The 16,157-nt window shown below is 64.6% G+C and carries 17 protein-coding genes and 1 tRNA gene; 8 read left to right on the forward strand and 10 right to left on the reverse strand.

The genetic code is table 11. The features are described from left to right. Window positions 1-80 precede the first annotated feature (80 nt). The 3 genes from ACRECS_RS22360 to ACRECS_RS22370 are packed head-to-tail and all read right to left on the reverse strand — an operon-like array spanning window position 81 to window position 4,083. Complete coding sequence (locus tag ACRECS_RS22360) at window positions 81-2,540, reverse strand: TonB-dependent receptor (RefSeq protein WP_431585174.1); 2,460 nt, start codon at window positions 2,538-2,540, stop codon at window positions 81-83. Window positions 2,541-2,562: 22 nt separating this feature from the next. Then, the gene (locus ACRECS_RS22365; protein WP_431585175.1) at window positions 2,563-3,516 is read right to left on the reverse strand and encodes a FecR family protein; all 954 of its coding nucleotides are present in this window, start codon (window positions 3,514-3,516) and stop codon (window positions 2,563-2,565) included. Window positions 3,517-3,549: 33 nt separating this feature from the next. Beyond that, window positions 3,550-4,083 carry an RNA polymerase sigma factor gene (locus ACRECS_RS22370; RefSeq protein WP_431585176.1) on the reverse strand — a complete coding sequence of 178 codons (534 nt, stop codon included), beginning with the start codon at window positions 4,081-4,083 and terminating at the stop codon, window positions 3,550-3,552. Window positions 4,084-4,214: 131 nt separating this feature from the next. Between ACRECS_RS22370 and ACRECS_RS22375 the strand changes: the two genes are divergently transcribed. The 5 genes from ACRECS_RS22375 (at window position 4,215) to mtnA (ending at window position 7,154) form a co-directional block, all read left to right on the forward strand. Beyond that, a tRNA-Gly gene (locus ACRECS_RS22375) sits at window positions 4,215-4,288 on the forward strand. A 26-nt stretch (window positions 4,289-4,314) separates the two neighbouring features. Then, the gene (locus ACRECS_RS22380; RefSeq protein WP_431585177.1) at window positions 4,315-4,947 is read left to right on the forward strand and encodes a methylthioribulose 1-phosphate dehydratase; all 633 of its coding nucleotides are present in this window, start codon (window positions 4,315-4,317) and stop codon (window positions 4,945-4,947) included. Then, entirely contained in the window at window positions 4,944-5,486 is a 543-nt protein-coding gene (locus ACRECS_RS22385) for a 1,2-dihydroxy-3-keto-5-methylthiopentene dioxygenase (RefSeq protein WP_431585178.1), read from the forward strand. Before ACRECS_RS22380 ends, ACRECS_RS22385 begins: the two co-directional genes overlap by 4 nt. A 1-nt stretch (window position 5,487) precedes the next feature. Beyond that, complete coding sequence (gene mtnC, locus ACRECS_RS22390) at window positions 5,488-6,120, forward strand: acireductone synthase (RefSeq protein ID WP_431585179.1); 633 nt, start codon at window positions 5,488-5,490, stop codon at window positions 6,118-6,120. Next, window positions 6,117-7,154 carry an S-methyl-5-thioribose-1-phosphate isomerase gene (mtnA, locus tag ACRECS_RS22395; protein ID WP_431585180.1) on the forward strand — a complete coding sequence of 346 codons (1,038 nt, stop codon included), beginning with the start codon at window positions 6,117-6,119 and terminating at the stop codon, window positions 7,152-7,154. The genes mtnC and mtnA overlap by 4 nt, the downstream gene beginning before the upstream one ends. Before the next feature lies 1 nt (window position 7,155). Here mtnA and ACRECS_RS22400 read toward each other — a convergent pair whose 3' ends face one another. Then, complete coding sequence (locus tag ACRECS_RS22400; RefSeq protein ID WP_431585181.1) at window positions 7,156-8,169, reverse strand: AraC family transcriptional regulator; 1,014 nt, start codon at window positions 8,167-8,169, stop codon at window positions 7,156-7,158. 114 nt (window positions 8,170-8,283) lie between these two features. Here ACRECS_RS22400 and ACRECS_RS22405 point away from each other — a divergent pair, with 114 nt between their 5' ends. Further along, window positions 8,284-9,114, forward strand: coding sequence for a DUF2306 domain-containing protein (locus ACRECS_RS22405; protein WP_431585182.1), 831 nt, complete (start codon window positions 8,284-8,286; stop codon window positions 9,112-9,114). A 10-nt stretch (window positions 9,115-9,124) separates the two neighbouring features. Here the strand turns inward: ACRECS_RS22405 and ACRECS_RS22410 are convergent, their stop codons facing one another. After that, entirely contained in the window at window positions 9,125-10,267 is a 1,143-nt protein-coding gene (locus ACRECS_RS22410) for an aminotransferase (protein WP_431585183.1), read from the reverse strand. A gap of 39 nt (window positions 10,268-10,306) precedes the next feature. Then, entirely contained in the window at window positions 10,307-10,678 is a 372-nt protein-coding gene (locus ACRECS_RS22415) for a MerR family transcriptional regulator (protein WP_431585184.1), read from the reverse strand. 63 nt (window positions 10,679-10,741) lie between these two features. Between ACRECS_RS22415 and ACRECS_RS22420 the strand changes: the two genes are divergently transcribed. Next, window positions 10,742-12,061 carry an NADH:flavin oxidoreductase/NADH oxidase family protein gene (locus tag ACRECS_RS22420; RefSeq protein WP_431585185.1) on the forward strand — a complete coding sequence of 440 codons (1,320 nt, stop codon included), beginning with the start codon at window positions 10,742-10,744 and terminating at the stop codon, window positions 12,059-12,061. Between the two features lie 320 nt (window positions 12,062-12,381). On the opposite strand, the gene ACRECS_RS22425 is transcribed toward ACRECS_RS22420, so the two are convergent. From ACRECS_RS22425 to ACRECS_RS22435, 3 genes are all read right to left on the reverse strand, one after another. Continuing rightward, the gene (locus tag ACRECS_RS22425) at window positions 12,382-13,317 is read right to left on the reverse strand and encodes an SDR family oxidoreductase (protein ID WP_431585186.1); all 936 of its coding nucleotides are present in this window, start codon (window positions 13,315-13,317) and stop codon (window positions 12,382-12,384) included. Between the two features lie 51 nt (window positions 13,318-13,368). Next, on the reverse strand, window positions 13,369-13,941 hold the full coding sequence (locus tag ACRECS_RS22430) for a TetR/AcrR family transcriptional regulator (RefSeq protein WP_431585187.1): 573 nt from the start codon (window positions 13,939-13,941) through the stop codon (window positions 13,369-13,371). Window positions 13,942-14,003: 62 nt separating this feature from the next. Beyond that, complete coding sequence (locus tag ACRECS_RS22435) at window positions 14,004-14,597, reverse strand: YdeI/OmpD-associated family protein (RefSeq protein WP_431585188.1); 594 nt, start codon at window positions 14,595-14,597, stop codon at window positions 14,004-14,006. Between the two features lie 145 nt (window positions 14,598-14,742). On the opposite strand from ACRECS_RS22435, the gene ACRECS_RS22440 reads away from it, so the two are divergent. Continuing rightward, a complete protein-coding gene (locus tag ACRECS_RS22440) occupies window positions 14,743-15,522 on the forward strand; it encodes a pyrroline-5-carboxylate reductase (RefSeq protein WP_431585189.1) in 780 nt (259 codons plus the stop codon). A 122-nt stretch (window positions 15,523-15,644) separates the two neighbouring features. On the opposite strand, the gene ACRECS_RS22445 is transcribed toward ACRECS_RS22440, so the two are convergent. Then, window positions 15,645-16,157, reverse strand: a 513-nt coding sequence (locus ACRECS_RS22445; RefSeq protein WP_431585190.1) for a hypothetical protein, incomplete at its 5' end; no start/stop codon positions are given.

The raw sequence follows: 16,157 nt of genomic DNA on the forward strand, positions 1-16,157 counted from the left end.
TCTTGATATGAGCTGATCGGGCGCACCCCCTCCCCGACATCCAGACGGAGCCGGTCGAGGAAACCCGCAGCGGAATTTTTCTAAAAGCTGGCGTCGAACCCGATGCGGATGCTGCGCGGGCGAAGCGGCGTGATCTGGTTCGCGCCGTTCATCAGGAACGGGCTGCCAAGGGCGAAGCGATTGCCCTCCTCGTCGAGCAGATTGGTGAGCGACAGAGTCAGTCCTCGCCGCTCATCGCCGATCCTGAGGTCGATGCCGGTATCGAGCGTATCGCCCTGCGGACGCCCCAGCACCGGCCCGATGCCGAGCCGCGACTGCCCGACATAGCGGGCATAGGCATCGAGCGTAAAATAGCCGACGCGCCCGAACGGCGCCGAATAGCGCGCCCGAACCAGCCCGCTCGCATCGGCGACATTGGGCAGTGATGGCCCGGCGCGTTTGGCGGTGGAGTGAGGATGAGCCGATTCGGTGCGATCGGCGGCATAAGCCGCAACCAGTGCCGCGGTCGGCGTCGTGACCTCCGAGCTGTTGAGATAGAGCGCGGCCTGCAGATCGAGGCGCGGCACGGGTTGCCAATGCGCGCTGATCCCGGCCGATGTGATCCGGCCGTCGCCGATATTGGCGGTGATGGGAAATCCCGACTCATCGATCAAGTCGGCCTGGATATCGCGCCACCGCGTGTGGGCAAGGGTAAGCGAGATATCAAAGCGGCCGACACCGATATAGCGCAGCCCGAGCTCCGCAGTCTCGACTTCATCGCCCTTGTAATATTGCACGATGTTGGTGCCGACCGACAGGCCGCCCGGGCGATAGCCTTGCTGATACCGTATAAAGGCAGTGATCCGGTCAACCGGGCGCAGCGAGACGGCGAGCGACGGCAGGAAGCGCGTTTCGGTGCGCTGCCCCTGCGCCTCCTGATCGAGGCGGAACGCCAGATCTTCGGGCCGGTCAAGCGCCCGCCCCGACAGCCGCGAATGAGTCAGGCGTCCGCCGCCGGTCAACGACAGCCAAGGCAACGGCACCACCGTCGCCTCGCCGTACAGCGTTGCCTCATCGACACGATTGCGCACCCCGGTCACACCCGATGTCAGAAAGGGTACGGTGACCAGGCCCGCGGAGCTTGCCACGGGATAGAATGGCAGGCGATCGATGATCACTGCCTCACCCACCTCGCCCCTCGGCACGAATTGCTGGTCGAAGGTCCGGTCCTGGCGCGTGATGGTGCTGAGCGCGCTCACCCCGACCACCCAGCCATCGCCATTGGCGCCGCTGTGCGACAGGCGCGTTTCGGAGCTGACCATTCTGATCCGGCTGACCTGATCATAGGCCCTGGCCAGTTCGCCCGGCGGCGTCGCATCGAACCGTTCGGCGACATATTGATCGACGACACCGGTCGACGACACCAGGCGCGCCGCGCCCAGATCCTTGGCGATCACCAGTTCGCCGAGCAGATATTCATTGCGGTAGGGCTGAGCGAGCGCGCTCGACCGGGTGAGATCATGACGATCGGCATATTGCGCGTCATCGCCGGCGATGCGCTGATAATTGCCCGACAGATCGATCGTCCAGTCCTGGCTGGGCGAGAAGCGCACCGTCGCCCGCCCGCCGATCGTTTCGACCCGATTGACATCCTTGAGACCGCGCTGGCGATCGTCGATATAGCCGCCATCGATACCGCCATAAGCGAGCCCGCGAATGGCCAGCGTATCACCCTTGAGTGGCAGATTGACGATCCCGCCCAGATCACCGCCGGCTTTGCCGTGCTGGGTGAGCGAAAGGCCGCTCCACGCCCGGGCGGAGGCGAGGTCCATGTTCGGCGCCTCGGGCACGATACGAATGATTCCGCCGAGCGAGCCAGCGCCGTAGAGCGTGCCCTGCGGCCCCTCCAGCACCTCGACCGAGCGGACGTCATAGAGTCTGAGGCTCGGATCAGGCGCACTATAGTTGATCCGGGTATCGCCCCAATATTGTCCTACGGTGGACTGAGTGGGGCCAGTGAAGCTCGAATCCGCGACGCCGCGAATGAACAGTTTGTTGCGGCCGGCGCCAAGATGCGTTGACGCAACGCTGGCAACGCGCCCCTCGATCGCGTCCGACCCAAGCGCGCTTTCGGCGAGCGACAGCGTGCGCCCCTGAATCACCACCGCCATGCCGGGCAGGTCCCGCAGCCGCCGGTCATATTTGGCGGCCGTGACGATGATGTCCTGCGTCGCTTCGGGCGGTTCAGGCGGCGGTGCCGGCCGGGGTGCCATCCTTGGGCGGGATGCCGGCATCGGCGCTGCCGCCGCTTCGATGATGAACACGCCCGGCGCGACCTGCCGCGCCGCCGCACCCGAATCACGCAACATCTTTGCAAGCGCCTGGGCGGCGTCGATCTTCCCGTTGACCGCGCGCACCTTGAGCGTGGCGATGCGCCGGTCGCGCAGGCCGATGCTCGCGCCGGTCTGGCGGCCGAGCAGGACAATCGCCTGATCGAGTTGCATGACGGCAATATTGACGCTGGGCCGCGGTCGCGCCTCGGCCGAGGTCGCGGCGATCATGCAGGTGATGGCGAGAAGAGGTTTAGCGGGGTGCACGGTCCTGCCGGGTCAGAGTCCAGCCCAGCGCATTACGCTCGGCCCGGACGCCAAGCAATGGCGCGATAGGCGCGATCGGATCGGCCGCCTTGGTGTCGAGGTTGATGATCCCGGTGAAACGCAGCTCCCCGACACCGGCGATCGTGCCGACCGGCTTGCCAAGGTTGCGCGACAAATCCGCGGCAACGGTCGCGAGCGAGGCGTTGCTATAGACCAGCTGCCCATTCCGCCAGGCGCCGACACTGGTCGTCTCAATCTGCGTCCTGACCGGGCGGCTGCCGTCTGTGGCAACCAGCGCCTGTCCCGCATCGAGCCTCATTGCATCGGTATCGGGCGCGTAAACCACGGCCCCTTCGCTGACCGCAAGCCGTGTTGCCGCGGCGTCGCGAACGACATTGAAGACCGTTCCGACATCGACCAGCTTCGTACCGCCAACCTTGAGTTCGAACGGGTCGCGATCGTCATGCCGCACGGTGAACAGGGCCTCGCCGCGTTCCAGCGTGGCGCGGCGCGGCGCGGCATGGTCCAGCACCAGCCGCGTTCCACCGTTGAGCGCGATGCTGCTGCCATCAGCCAGCGTCACCGTGCGGTGCACGCCGGGGCCGGTTTCGACAATATAGGGCGAGGCGGTATCGCGCAGCGTCGCAAAGCCGACAATCCCGGCGACGGCGGCAGCCATGGCGCCACCAACCCACATGCGTCGCGACACTCGCGCCGGCATCGCCGGCTGTACCACAGGCATAATCGGGCGCGGCGCCGTTCTTAATGTCTCGACGATCGCCGCATCACGCGCCGCGGCCTGTTCATAGGCGGCATTATGGATGGGATTTTCTTCCAGCCATGCGGTGAAGCCGTCCCAATCGTCGAACGCGGCATCGCCCAGGCGGATGACCCATTGCCGCGCCTGATCGCGAATCGAGTCGGTGAAGGGCGAATTCATGTGCATGTCTCTGAGAAGACGAAACCGATCGGGCTATTCCGCATCGTCGCTCTCCCGAAGCGCGCCAAGCGCACGATACGCCCGTTGCAGATCCTTCTCCACAGTACTGAGGCTGACCCCGAGATCGCGCGCGATCGTCGCCTGGCCCACGCCGTCCAGACGGTACAGGCGAAACACCTGCTCCGTACGGGGCCCAAGCGCGGAAAGCGCCGCTTCCACGGCACGCAACCTTTCCCGTGCCAGCAGCGCGCGTTCGATTCCGGGATCGGCGATCACGGCGTCAGTCGCGTCGACATAATCCTGTTCGCGCCGCGCCCGGCTGCTATCGGCGCGGTACCGGTCGCGCATGAGATTTTCCGCGGCGCGGTAGAGATAGCCCAGGGGTGCGGCGACCGGCTGGGTCGGCGCTGCGGACACCCGTTCCCATAATTCCTGCAGCAGGTCTTCCGCCGCCTCCCCCGCACCACGCGCGGCAAGAAACCGCAGCAACCGCTCGCGGCTTTCCATGAAGACCTGGGCAAGGCCGCTCGGTTGAGGTTCCGCCATCGCCTGCGTCCAAAGCACCATCGCGCGCGCTTGCCAAGCGTCAGCATGACGCGTGCCTGCGCGGCGCGACTTGCGCCGGCATTCGCCCCACGCTATCCGCACGGCGGAACCATGTCGGTGGATCGCTCCGAACCGGGCGGACTCCGGCACATGCGGGTATAGCACAATGGTAGTGCAGCAGCCTTCCAAGCTGAATACGCGGGTTCGATTCCCGCTACCCGCTCCACTCTCCCTTATCTGAGGACCGACGCGATGGCCGCCAGCAGCTTTGCCGAGGCCCGCAGCGGCATCGTCGCGGTCGGACGATGGCTCGACAGCAAGGGCTGGGCTCCGGCGACGTCGGGCAATTACTCGGTCCGGCTCGACGATAGCAGCTTCGCGGTCACGGTGTCGGGGCGGCACAAGGGGCGGCTCAGCGAGGACGATGTGATGCGCGTCGATGCGTCGGGCGCGTCGCTTGACGGCAAGAAGCCGTCAGCCGAAACCGCGCTGCATCTCGCTTTGTACCGCGACTTTCCCGATGTCGGCGCGGTCCTGCACAGCCATTCGGCCACTGCAGTCGGCCTGACCCGGGCCTTTCCCGAGCTGACCGGCTGGATCCTGCAGGGCCATGAAATGCTCAAGGCGTTGCCGGGCAACACAACCCATGAAACGCGGGTCATTCTGCCGATCGTCGACAATAGCCAGGACATGGCAGTGATCGACGCAAAGATGTCATCCTTGCTGGTTAAGCCCGGCAGCGCGCCGGCCTATCTGATTCGTGCCCATGGTCTATATGGGTGGGGCAAGGATCTGGCCGAGGCCGAGCGCGTGATCGAGGCGGTCGAATGGATGATCGCGGCCGAGCTGGCCGAGATCGGATTCAGGAACGGGAGTGCAGCATGAGCCGGTTGCAGATCTTCCATGAGGGCGACGGTACGGCCGCGCTGATCGATACCAGCGACCTGGCGACGATCGCCGCGACGCTGGAGACGATCGGCGTGCGCTTCGAACGCTGGCCGACCCGCGACGATGTGACCATCGAGAACATCCTGCAGGTCTATGCGCCGGAGATCGAAGCGCTGAAGGCGGAAGCGGGATATCAGTCGGTCGATGTGGTGGCACTTGCGCCCGATCATCCCGACCGCGCGGCGCTGCGCGGTAAATTCCTGGCCGAACATACCCATGGCGAGGATGAGGTGCGCTTTTTCGTCGATGGCGAAGGGCTGTTCACGCTGCATGAGGGCAGCCGGGTGTTCAACATGCTGTGCACCAAAGGCGATCTGATCTCGGTGCCCGCCGGCATGCGCCACTGGTTCGACATGGGGCCGGCGCCACGTTTCACCGCGATCCGGCTGTTCGTGAACCCAGACGGCTGGGTCGCGCGCTTCACCGGCAGCGACATTGCCGAGCGTTTCCCGCGCCATGAGCCCGTCACCGCCTGAGATGAAGGCAATCCTCACCGATATCGAGGGCACGACGTCGAGCATCGCTTTCGTCGCCGATGTCCTGTTCCCCTATGCCCGGGCGCGGCTGGCCGACTGGGTCGCGGCGCATCCGGCCGCGGTCGCGCCGATCCTTGCCGAGGTCGAGGCGACCGAGCCGGGCGATCCGGTCGCGACGCTGATCCGCTGGATCGACGAGGACCGCAAGGCAACGCCGCTCAAGGCGTTGCAGGGGATGATCTGGGCCGATGGCTATCGGTCGGGCAGCTTCACCGGCCATATCTATCCCGAGGCGGCCGCGGCGCTCCGTCGCTGGCACGGGGCCGGCGTGAAGCTGTTCGTCTTTTCCTCGGGCTCGATCGCCGCGCAGAAACTGCTCTTCGGCCATAGCGATGCCGGTGACCTGACACCGCTCTTCTCGGGCTATTTCGATACCACGACCGGCCCCAAGCGCGAGGCGCAGTCCTATGCCGCGATTGCCGCGGTGATCGGCGAAGCACCGGGTGATATCCTGTTCCTGTCCGACACGCCCGAGGAGATCGCCGCGGCGCGCCGCGCCGGGATGGAGGCGCTGCTGATCGATCGCGCTGGCGGCGCGGGCGATATCGCGACATTCGATGAGGTGAGCGCATGAAGCTGCAGGGTACGCACCAGCGCTCGATCACGCGCACCGCCGATGGACGCGGCGCGCGGATCATGGATCAGCGTGACCTGCCCTGGACGATCAATTGGGTCGAATTGCGCAGCGCCCAGGATGCCGAGCGCGCGATCCGCGAGATGTGGACGCGCGGCGCGCCGCTGATCGGTGCGACCGCCGCCTATGGGCTGGCGATGGCGCTGGCCGAGGATGGATCGGACGATACGCTCGACCGCGCCTATCGCTTCCTGCTCGCTTCGCGCCCGACCGCAGTCAATCTGCGCTGGGCATTGGACAAGCTGGTCGAGACGGTGTGCCCCTTGCCCACCGCTGAGCGCGCCGCCGCCGCCTTTGCCCGCGCCGATGCGATCTGCGACGAGGACGTCGAGCTGAACCGGGCGATCGGCGCACATGGCCTCGAGCTGTTCCGCGAGCTTCACGCCCGGTACCCCGATCGTCCGCTCAACATCCTGACGCATTGCAATGCCGGCTGGCTCGCCACGGTCGATTACGGCACCGCGACCGCTCCGATCTATCTCGCGCACGATGCCGGTATTCCGGTGCACGTGTGGGTCGACGAGACGCGTCCGCGCAATCAGGGCGCATTGCTCACTGCATTCGAGCTGTCCGGGCATGGCGTGCCGCACACCGTGATCGCCGACAATGCCGGCGGGCATCTGATGATGACCGGCCAGGTCGACGCCGTGATCGTCGGCACCGACCGGGTGACCGCGAACGGCGATGTCTGCAACAAGATCGGCACCTATCTGAAGGCGCTGGCGGCGAAGGACAATGGCGTGCCCTTCTATGTCGCTTTGCCCTACACCACCTTCGACGCCGACACCGCGACCGGCGCAGACGTGCCGATCGAGGAGCGTTCGAGCGACGAAGTGACGCATGTCTCGGGCGAAGGCGGGAGCATCCGGGTGACGGCCTCGAACGCCGCCAATCCGGCATTCGACGTCACGCCCGCGCGGCTGGTGACGGCCTATCTGACCGAGCGCGGACTGGTGACGACAGTCGGCGAATAGCTCAGGTCGCTTGCCATCCGCGCGGACTCGATCCCGTCCAGCGCTTGAACGCGCGTGAGAAGGAACTCGGATCGGAAAAGCCGACCAGATAGGCTGTCTCGTTCACCGAGGTCTTTCGGCCGCGCAGATAGTGCAGCGCCATGCGGTGGCGCAAATCATCGACCAGCGCTTCATAGCTGACCTCTTCCTCCTTCAGCCGGCGGTAGAGCGACTGGCGGCTGAGCCCCATTTGCTTCGCAATATCGTCCATGCCGACATCGCCGCGGTGCAGTGTCGGGATCAGCAGGCTTTCGACCCGCCCGCGCATCGTCTGTGCACTTTCCAGGCTCTTGAGCAACTTGTCGGCATGGTCGCTGAGCACCCCGAAGACGTAGCGATTGGGCTGATGCAGTTCGATCGACAGCCAGGACGGATCGATCATGATCGCGTTCCGGTCGCTGTCGAAGGTCACCGGCGCTTTCAGCACGCGATCATAATCCATGCGATACGCCGGCGCGGGATGGGTGACATGCACTGCTTTGGCGAAGGGTGCATCGGGAAAGTGGCGCGCGGTTTCGCAGATGAATCGGGACCAAGTCGATTCGGTCATTTCCGGAAAGCTGTTCGGGTCGCTGCGCCGGTCGACCATCCAAAGTTCGCCATCGATCCAGCTCAACTCGAATCGTCCGCCGATCCCGGGCAGGTCGACCTCTGCCGCAAGGCGCGCAAAGCGGCTCAGTTCGGCAAAGGCTTCGCCCATGGTCGGCGCGGCGTAGCAGATCAGGCCGACGACGGAGATTTCCTTGAAGTCCTTCTCCGCTCCGAGATCGAGCGCCAATGCCGGCGCATCGCATAGCTGCTTGGCGGCCCGCATCAGCGCGACATAGCGCGCCAGCGGCACGCGATTGTCCGGGTCGGACAGATTGCCGGGATCGATCCCGGACAGGTCGCAAAGCTGCCGCCGGTCGGCGCCTTTCGCCGTCGCGAATTGCAGCAGATTGTCCGCATAGCCGGCCGACACCGTTGGCTCAGCCACCGCGATGCGCCTGCGAGCCGAAAGCCAGGTTTTTGATCGTTACGGTCATGTGCTGCGAGTCATAGCCAATCTATCGCCGGACGAGAACCAGAAGGGGCGCCCGAAGGGACAAGAATGAACGAGACTGTTGCAGCCGGATCCCCGGCAATGCGATCGGTGGCCAACGCGGCACTCAAAGCGTCGGCGATCTTCTGGTTTGTGACGACGGTCATCGGGCAGTGGCTGTTCGTCGCCTATATCGCCAGTTTCTACGGCGGCGCTGCGATGGCCGGGAATTTCGAGCGCTGGAACGACGTGCTGGTCGGCGGCTATGTCAAAGGCGGCACGATTGGCAATATCGCGCTCGCCGCGCACTTGCTGCTCGCGCTCATCATCACTGCTGGCGGGCCGTTGCAGCTGATCCCCTATCTGCGCGCCCGTGCCCTACCCTTCCATCGCTGGAACGGGCGGCTGTTCTTGCTGACCGCGGCCGTAGCGAGCCTGACCGGCCTCTACGCGGTGTGGACGCGCGGTACCGCCGGCGGGTTCTCGATGCGCTTCGGAATCAGCATCAACGCCGTCCTGATCCTGATCTGCATCGCGATGGCCTGGCGCTATGCGCTGGTGCGCAAGATCGCCGCGCACCGCCGCTGGGCACTGCGTGCCTTCATCCTGATCAGCGGGGTGTGGTTCTTCCGCGTTGGGCTGATGCTGTGGATCATCGTCAATAGCGGCCCGGTCGGGATTGGCGGGAAAGGCTTCGACGGTCCGTTCGTGCGCTTCTGGGCCTATGGCTGCTATCTGGTGCCGCTTGCGGTGCTGGAGCTCTATCTGCTCGCGCAGGGGCGAGCAGGACCAGCGGGCAAGGTCGCCATGGCGGGCCTGTTGTTCGTACTGACCGCCGGGGTCGGGGTCGGCATTATCGGCGCGTTCATGGGCATGTGGCTGCCGCGCATGGCCGGCTGAGCGGGCAGCGTTAAGGCCGCACCCGCATCCGCTCCAGCGCAGCGTCGAGCGTTGCATCTGCCTTGGCGAAGCAGAGCCGTACGACATTGGTCACCGGTGCCTCGACATAGAAGGCCGATACCGGGATCGACGCGACGCCGGCCTCCTCGACCAGCCATTCGCAGAACGCGACATCGCCCATCTCGACGCCCGAACGGCTGAGATCGATCGACAGGAAATAGGTCGCCGCACTTGGCAGCACGGCATAGCCAAGGCCAGTCAACCCAGCCGCCAGCCGGTCGCGCGAACGCTGGAACGCCGCGCGCATCCCTTCGAAATAAGCGACATCCTTTCCCAGGCCGTAAGCGGCGGCGGCCTGCAGATTGGGCGGGGTGGTGAAGGTCAGGAACTGATGCGCCTTGGCCAGCACCGCGGCGATGCGCGGCGCGGCGCACATCCAGCCAACTTTCCAGCCGGTCAGCGAGAAGATCTTGCCCGCCGACCCGATCTTGACCGTGCGCTCGCGCATGCCGGGCAAGCCGATCAGCGAGCGATGCGTCCGACCATCGAACACGACGTGCTCCCACACTTCATCACAGATCGCGATCGCATCATGCGCGACGCAGAAGTCGGCGAGCAGGGCCAGTTCGGCATCTGACGCCATCGTCGCGGTAGGGTTGAGCGGCGAATTGACGATCACCAATTTGGTGCGTGCGCTCGCCACGGCCGAGAGCGCTTCGGCGGTAATGCGCCATTCGGGCGGCTCGAGCCGCACCAGCTTCGGCACGCCGCCGGCACGCACGATCAGCGGCCAATAGGCGTCGTAGAGCGGCTGGAACATCACCACTTCATCGCCGGGCGAAACCAAAGCGAGAATCGCCGCCGCCAGCGCCTCGGTCGCGCCCGAGGTGACGACCACTTCGGCCGGCGTCAGGTCGAGCCCCTGATGCACGGCATAATGCGCCGCCACCGCGTCACGCAGCGCCGGGATGCCGAGCATCGGCGGATACTGGTTCGAGTCCTCGAGCAGCGCGCGTGCCGCCGCGGCCAGCACATCCTCCGGCCCGCGGCCATCGGGGAAACCCTGACCGAGATTGATCGCATCGGTCGCGCGAGCCCGCGCCGACATGGTTTCGAAGATGGTGGTGCCGAGCGAGGTATAAAGCGGGTTCATCCTATGGTCGCTATCATGCCGCCCTTCCCGCAAGCAATCTCAACTCCGAAGAGCAGTGACAATCGCGCCGGGCGTCAGCTCATGATCCATCATCGCGACGATCCGCGCCCGCATCGCAGTCAGGCGGGCGAGATGGGCGTCGATATCGGCCAGCCTGGTGCTCAGGATCTGCCGCGCGTCGTCGCAGCTCGGCAAGGTGCCGTCCCCGGGCGCGCTCGCCTTGATCTCGGCCAGCGACAGGCCAAGCGACTGCGCCAGCAGGATCATACGCAGGGCTTCCAGCGTCGTATCCGGATAGTCGCGATAGCCATTGCCGCCGCGATCGGCCGGCCGGATCACGCCCTTCTCCTCGTAAAAGCGGATGCGCGATGTCGATATGCCCGCCGCGCGCGCCAGTTCGCCGATCTTCATGCTTGACCTTCAACTTTGATTGAAGGTGTAAGGTCGACCGAATCACCCCCGAAAGTCAATGCCATGTTCAACGAAACTGCCGCCAATGCCCCTCTCCGTGAGATCGGTGACGCCGCGCCCGCGCCGAACCGGTCGGTGCTGTTCGAGCCGCTATCGCTGCGCCGCGGCGCCGTCATTCCCAACCGGATCGCCAAGGCGGCGATGGAAGAGAATATGGCGGACGAGGGACAGGTGCCCGGTCAGGCGCTGCTCGCCCTTTACCAACGCTGGGCGCAGGGCGGCGCGGGCCTGTTGCTGACCGGCAATGTCATGATCGATGCCCGTGCGCTGACCGGCCCGGGCGGGCTGGTGCTTGAGGATGATCGCGACCTGCCCCTGTTCGCGCGCTGGGCGACGGTGATGAAATCGGGCGGCGGCCAGGCGTGGATGCAGATCAACCATCCGGGCCGACAAATGGCGGCAGCGATGGGCCAGCAAGCGGTCGCACCGTCCGCCGTGCCGCTCGACCTGGGCAGCCTCTCGAAGATGTTCGCCCAACCGCGCGCCATGACCCAGGCCGAGGTCGAGGAGATCATCGCCCGCTTTGCCCGTACCGCGGCGCTTGCCGAGCAGGCCGGCTTCGACGGCGTGCAGGTCCATTCGGCGCATGGCTATCTGCTCAATCAATTCCTCTCGCCGCTGGTCAACCAGCGCACCGACCAATGGGGCGGCAGCCTGGAGAATCGCGCGCGCGCGTTGCTGGAGACCGTCCGCGCGGTACGGGCGGCGGTCTCATCGGACTTCGTCGTGTCGGTGAAGCTCAATTCGGCCGATTTCCAGCGCGGCGGCTTCAATGGCGCGGACGCCACGCAAGTGGTGCGGTGGCTCAACGACCTCGATATCGACCTGCTCGAATTGTCGGGCGGCAGTTATGAAAGCCCGGCCATGCAGGGTTCGCCGGCGGACGGCAGCAGCACGGCGGCGCGGGAAGCTTATTTCGTCGATTTCGCCCGCGACATTGCCGGCGTGGCGACCATGCCGGTGATGGTTACCGGTGGTATCCGCCGCCGTGCCGTGGCGGAGGCCGCCTTGTCGCCCCAAGGCGACCGGATCGGCGTCGCGATGCTCGGCATCGCCACCGCCATGACGGTGGAGCCAGCCTTGCCCGCGCGCTGGCGGGCCGGCGAAAGCCTGGAGATCGACCTGCCCGGCCTTGGCTGGAAGAACCGCTCCCTCGCGGCGGGTGCGACGATGGCGATCGCCAAGCTGCGCCTGCGTCGCATCGCAGCCGGCAAGATCATCAAGCGGGCGCCCTCCCCGATGCTGACCTTTATCGGCGATCAGCTCCGCACGCGCCGCCTGGCGAAGCGCTACCGCGCATGGATGCTGGCTGTTAATCGCTGATAATTATTTTTCCGGCTGTCGCATCCAGTGAATTATATATCTATTTCAATGGATTGGCTGAGACCGGCTCGCCCGATAACAGCCAGCATAACAGCCAGCGAACAGCCATGGAACAGCCAGCATAACAGCCAGCATATCAGCCAGCATATCAGCCAGGAACAGCGAACGGGCTGGCTGTTCCGGCCGGAACAGCCAAGGGCCAATGGCGAGTATTTTTCCAGTCATGTCAAAGAGCGGGACGGAAAGCCGGATGGCTTCCCGTCCATCGCCCTTGTTTCACGATCGATCGACTGGTTGAATCGACACCCCGGCGTTCACGCTCAGGGAAAGCGAACCCCGGTGAGTTCTTCCGACACCTGCCACAATCGGGCGGCCACGGCCTCGTCTTGCGCTTCCTTGCCGATCACGGCGTCACCGACGCGCCCGATCAGTTCGAACCGCCCCGTCGGCCCATAATAGCCCTTGGGCACCGCATCGGGCGATGTCGCGGCAAACAAAGTGGGCAAAGCCCCTGCCGCTGCCGATTGTGAGATAAACGGTTCCGCCACTTTGCTCAGCCACTGCATCGGCGACGGCCCGGTCCGGCCCAGAGCGGGACCCCCGCTCTGCAGCCCGGTGCGGGCATAGCCGGGATGCGCGGCGTTGCTCATCAGGTCGCAGCCATGGCGGTCACTGCGGCGCTGAAGTTCGAATGCGAACAGGATCATCGCCAGCTTGGACTGAGCATAAGCCCGCCACGGCTTGTAGCTTCTTTCCCATTGCAGATCGTCGAAATGGATCGCCGCCAGCAGCCGGTGCGCGCCACTGCTGAGATTGACCACCCGGGTCTCACGCCCTCGGCACAGCAGCGGCAGCAACCGCCCGGTCAGCGCGAAATGCCCGAGATAATTGGTGCCGAATTGCAGTTCGAACCCGTCAGCCGTGGTGTGGCGGGTCGGCGGCGTCATCACGCCGGCGTTATTGATCAGCAGGTCGAGCGATTGATGCTCGCCCGAAAAACGCTCCGCGAACGCCGCCACTTTCTGCAGGCTGGACAAGTCCAGATCCATATAGCGGATCGTCGCCTGCGGATGGATCGCCCGGATCTGCTTCAGCGCCGCTTCGCCCTTGGCCGGATTACGGCCGGTCAGCACCACATCCGCCCCGGCGCCGGCCAGCGCCAGCGCGGTTTCATAACCCAGGCCACCGGTCGCGCCGGTGATCAATGCAAGCCGCCCCGCCTGGGACGGGATATCGTCGATACCAAAGTCTTTCATGATACTTCCTTCAAAGAAGAGCGATTACTCACTCATTTTAACATCAAAACATCACGGCTTGGTGAGCGCGCTCCAGAATGCGTCGAACCCTGCCTGATTATACTGGTCGCGCGCTGTCGGATCCTGCTCGATAAACTGCACGGTGGTTTCGGCGATCGACTGCATGACCGCGCCGACAAAGGCGATTGACTGGTCCTTGAGCGCGCCCATCGCCATCACGTCCCTCAGCAAGGCCTCCACATCGCCGAACGCGGCGTTTCCCGACTGCCGGCTTGCCTCGCATATGCGATCCGACACGGTCAGCTGGCGCATCGCCTTGCTCGTCGCCGCATGATCCACACCCCAGTCGACGAACCGGTCCCACACATGGCGGCAGCGCGCGCGCAGCTCGCCGGATGCGGGATAGGCCGCCATCATTGCGCCATGCAGATCGCTCTTGAGCTGCAGATAGAGCGCATTGAGCAGATCATCCTTGGTCGGGAAATAAGTGAACAATGTCCCTTCCGCGACGCCCGCCGCTTTGGCGATTTTCGCGGTCGGCGCACCGGTACCCAGCGCGGCCACCGCTTCGGTCGCCGCGGCCAGGATTGCATCGCGCTTTTCTTCGCTTAACGGGCGGGCCATTCCAAATCCAATGAGTGAGTGCTTACTCGTTTATATGCAACGCCGACCTGGATTGCAAGGGCTCAGCTCGACGCGTCGCCACTGGCCAAATCACCGGCCGCCAATCTGGCGATCAATTTTTGCATCCGCGTCGCTCGCGCCTCGGGCGTGGTGGCTTTCAGGATCGGCAAGGTGGCGGAATATTGGCTCGTCCGGTCAAGCCGCTCAAACGCCGCGCGGGCACGCTCGTCGAGCTTCAATGCCGCGGAAAGATCATCGGGAAGCGTCGCGATACGTTGCGATTCATAGGCCACCGCCCAGCGGCCATCCGCGCGGGCGAGCTCCACTTCGGCCAGTCCTGCCGGCCGCATACGCCCTGCCTCATTCAGCGCCTCGACTCGCTCGACATTCAGCTTGGACCACGGGCTTTTCGCCCGGCGCGGCGAATAGCGCTGGAGATAATGATCCGCGTCATGGCCTTTGCGCTGGCTGTCGATCCATCCATAGCAAAGCGCCACATCGAGCGCGTCGCTGATCGCGATCGCTTCCTTTTTTGAACCCTTCTTGCCGATCAGCAGCCAGACGCCATTCGACCCCGCATGATGATCGGCCAGCCATGCTTCCCATGCCGCGGCATCGGCAAAGGCAAGGATGTCACTGCTGTCGGTCACGGCCATTTATGCTCTTTCATCCGGGGTCGACGAGATAGCGGCGGCGCTTCCCCATGCGCAAATCATCATTCCGCGGAAGAGACGGGTCGGCTTGACCCGGTCGCGATCTTCGCGTTGTGAACACCGACAGATCCCCGGCCTGGAGCATGAGATGAGACTTGGCTTTATCGGCACCGGCGCCATCACTTCGGCGATCATCCACGGTCTGGGTACAAGCTTCGCCGATCACGGGGTGATCCATGTCTCGCCGCGCAGCGTGGCGATCGCCACCGCGCTCGCGCAAGCATTCCCGCATGTGCGCGTCGCCGCCTCCAACCAGGCGGTGCTGGACGAGAGCGATGTCATCATCCTGGCGGTGCGACCTCAGATCGCGCGGGACGTCATCCCCGACCTGCGGTTTCGGACGGACCATCATGTCATCAGCCTGATCGCGACGCTGTCGCTCGAAACACTGACCGGCCTGGTGGCTCCGGCATCGACGGTCTCGAAAGCCGTGCCGCTCCCGTCAGTTGCGCTGGGTCGGGGCCCGACCGCGATCTTCCCGCCCGACGCGATCGCCGCCGCATTGTTCGGTCGTACCGGCACATCGATCCAGGTGGACCGGCCGGAGGTGTTCGACGCGCTGAGCGCCGCCACCGGGACGATGGCATCCTATCTGGCGTTCGCGGGCGCCATTTCCTCCTGGCTGGTGCGCAATGGCGTGACCGAGCCGCAAGCCCGCCATTATGTCGCGAGCATTTTCGACGGACTCTCGCGCACCGCGATCGAAGCGCCGGACCAGAGTTTCGCGGCCCTTGCGGCGGACCACGCGACCTTGGGCGGGCTCAACGAGCAACTGTTGAAGCATGTCTCGGATCACGGAGTGTTCGCCACGCTCGGCGAGGGGTTGGACGATATCCTGTTGCGCATAACCGCGCGGTCGGGCGCTTAGGCTTGGGCAAATCTCCGGCGGCGTCTGACATCATCTGGATTAAATTGAACGAGTGCAGTGATCCTGACCCAGGTCGTAGACTCATAAAGCGATGGTTCCGCCTCCAACCCAAGAACCAACGTTCAGGGTTTCGGCTGCCTTACTCCGGCGTACCAGAAAGTGGTGGCCAACAGCGATGCAATCGCTGCAAAGACCAGCGTCCATTTTATGGCGACGCCGCCATTCATGTATAAGCTGAACGGGTTGACGGGTGGAACCGGAGCCGGGGCCAACTGGAGCCAAATAGCAATCGCTACAGCGAGAAGAAGGAAGGGCAGGACGGCGAGGCTCAGGTAATAGATCAAACCTGTTTTCTGGAAACGCTGCAACACTAGGTGGATGGGAACTCCGATCAAAAGAGTAGCGACGTAGCTGAGCAGAGCGAACGCCAACATGGCGAAGAAAACGCCTGCGTATCCCGCGTCTCCCGTATCGCCGACCACTGCATTAACAACGATCGCCAATAGCAGGGGACTGTCAGGAATTTTGTGCGTGAGGTCATATAGATGGAAGAGAAAGGACCATCGATATGGCAATCGACAAGGACGTTTTGGACCAGCTTCTGGCTGGTCGTGACCCGCAGGAACTGTTTGCCA

The sequence above is a fragment of the Sphingomonas sp. genome (assembly GCF_050725575.1).
In the GTDB taxonomy this organism is placed as follows: Bacteria; Pseudomonadota; Alphaproteobacteria; order Sphingomonadales; family Sphingomonadaceae; genus Sphingomonas.

Coding starts and splice junctions, on each gene's coding strand:
- ACRECS_RS22430 (WP_431585187.1), bottom strand. CDS start 13,941: ATGGCCCGCCCGTTAAGCGAAGAAAAGCGCGATGCAATCCTGGCCGCG.
- ACRECS_RS22425 (WP_431585186.1), bottom strand. CDS start 13,317: ATGAAAGACTTTGGTATCGACGATATCCCGTCCCAGGCGGGGCGGCTT.
- ACRECS_RS22420 (WP_431585185.1), top strand. CDS start 10,742: ATGTTCAACGAAACTGCCGCCAATGCCCCTCTCCGTGAGATCGGTGAC.
- mtnA (WP_431585180.1), top strand. CDS start 6,117: ATGAAGCTGCAGGGTACGCACCAGCGCTCGATCACGCGCACCGCCGAT.
- ACRECS_RS22365 (WP_431585175.1), bottom strand. CDS start 3,516: ATGAATTCGCCCTTCACCGACTCGATTCGCGATCAGGCGCGGCAATGG.
- ACRECS_RS22440 (WP_431585189.1), top strand. CDS start 14,743: ATGAGACTTGGCTTTATCGGCACCGGCGCCATCACTTCGGCGATCATC.
- ACRECS_RS22405 (WP_431585182.1), top strand. CDS start 8,284: ATGAACGAGACTGTTGCAGCCGGATCCCCGGCAATGCGATCGGTGGCC.
- mtnC (WP_431585179.1), top strand. CDS start 5,488: ATGAAGGCAATCCTCACCGATATCGAGGGCACGACGTCGAGCATCGCT.
- ACRECS_RS22385 (WP_431585178.1), top strand. CDS start 4,944: ATGAGCCGGTTGCAGATCTTCCATGAGGGCGACGGTACGGCCGCGCTG.
- ACRECS_RS22360 (WP_431585174.1), bottom strand. CDS start 2,540: ATGATCGCCGCGACCTCGGCCGAGGCGCGACCGCGGCCCAGCGTCAAT.
- ACRECS_RS22415 (WP_431585184.1), bottom strand. CDS start 10,678: ATGAAGATCGGCGAACTGGCGCGCGCGGCGGGCATATCGACATCGCGC.
- ACRECS_RS22370 (WP_431585176.1), bottom strand. CDS start 4,083: ATGGTGCTTTGGACGCAGGCGATGGCGGAACCTCAACCGAGCGGCCTT.
- ACRECS_RS22380 (WP_431585177.1), top strand. CDS start 4,315: ATGGCCGCCAGCAGCTTTGCCGAGGCCCGCAGCGGCATCGTCGCGGTC.
- ACRECS_RS22410 (WP_431585183.1), bottom strand. CDS start 10,267: ATGAACCCGCTTTATACCTCGCTCGGCACCACCATCTTCGAAACCATG.
- ACRECS_RS22435 (WP_431585188.1), bottom strand. CDS start 14,597: ATGGCCGTGACCGACAGCAGTGACATCCTTGCCTTTGCCGATGCCGCG.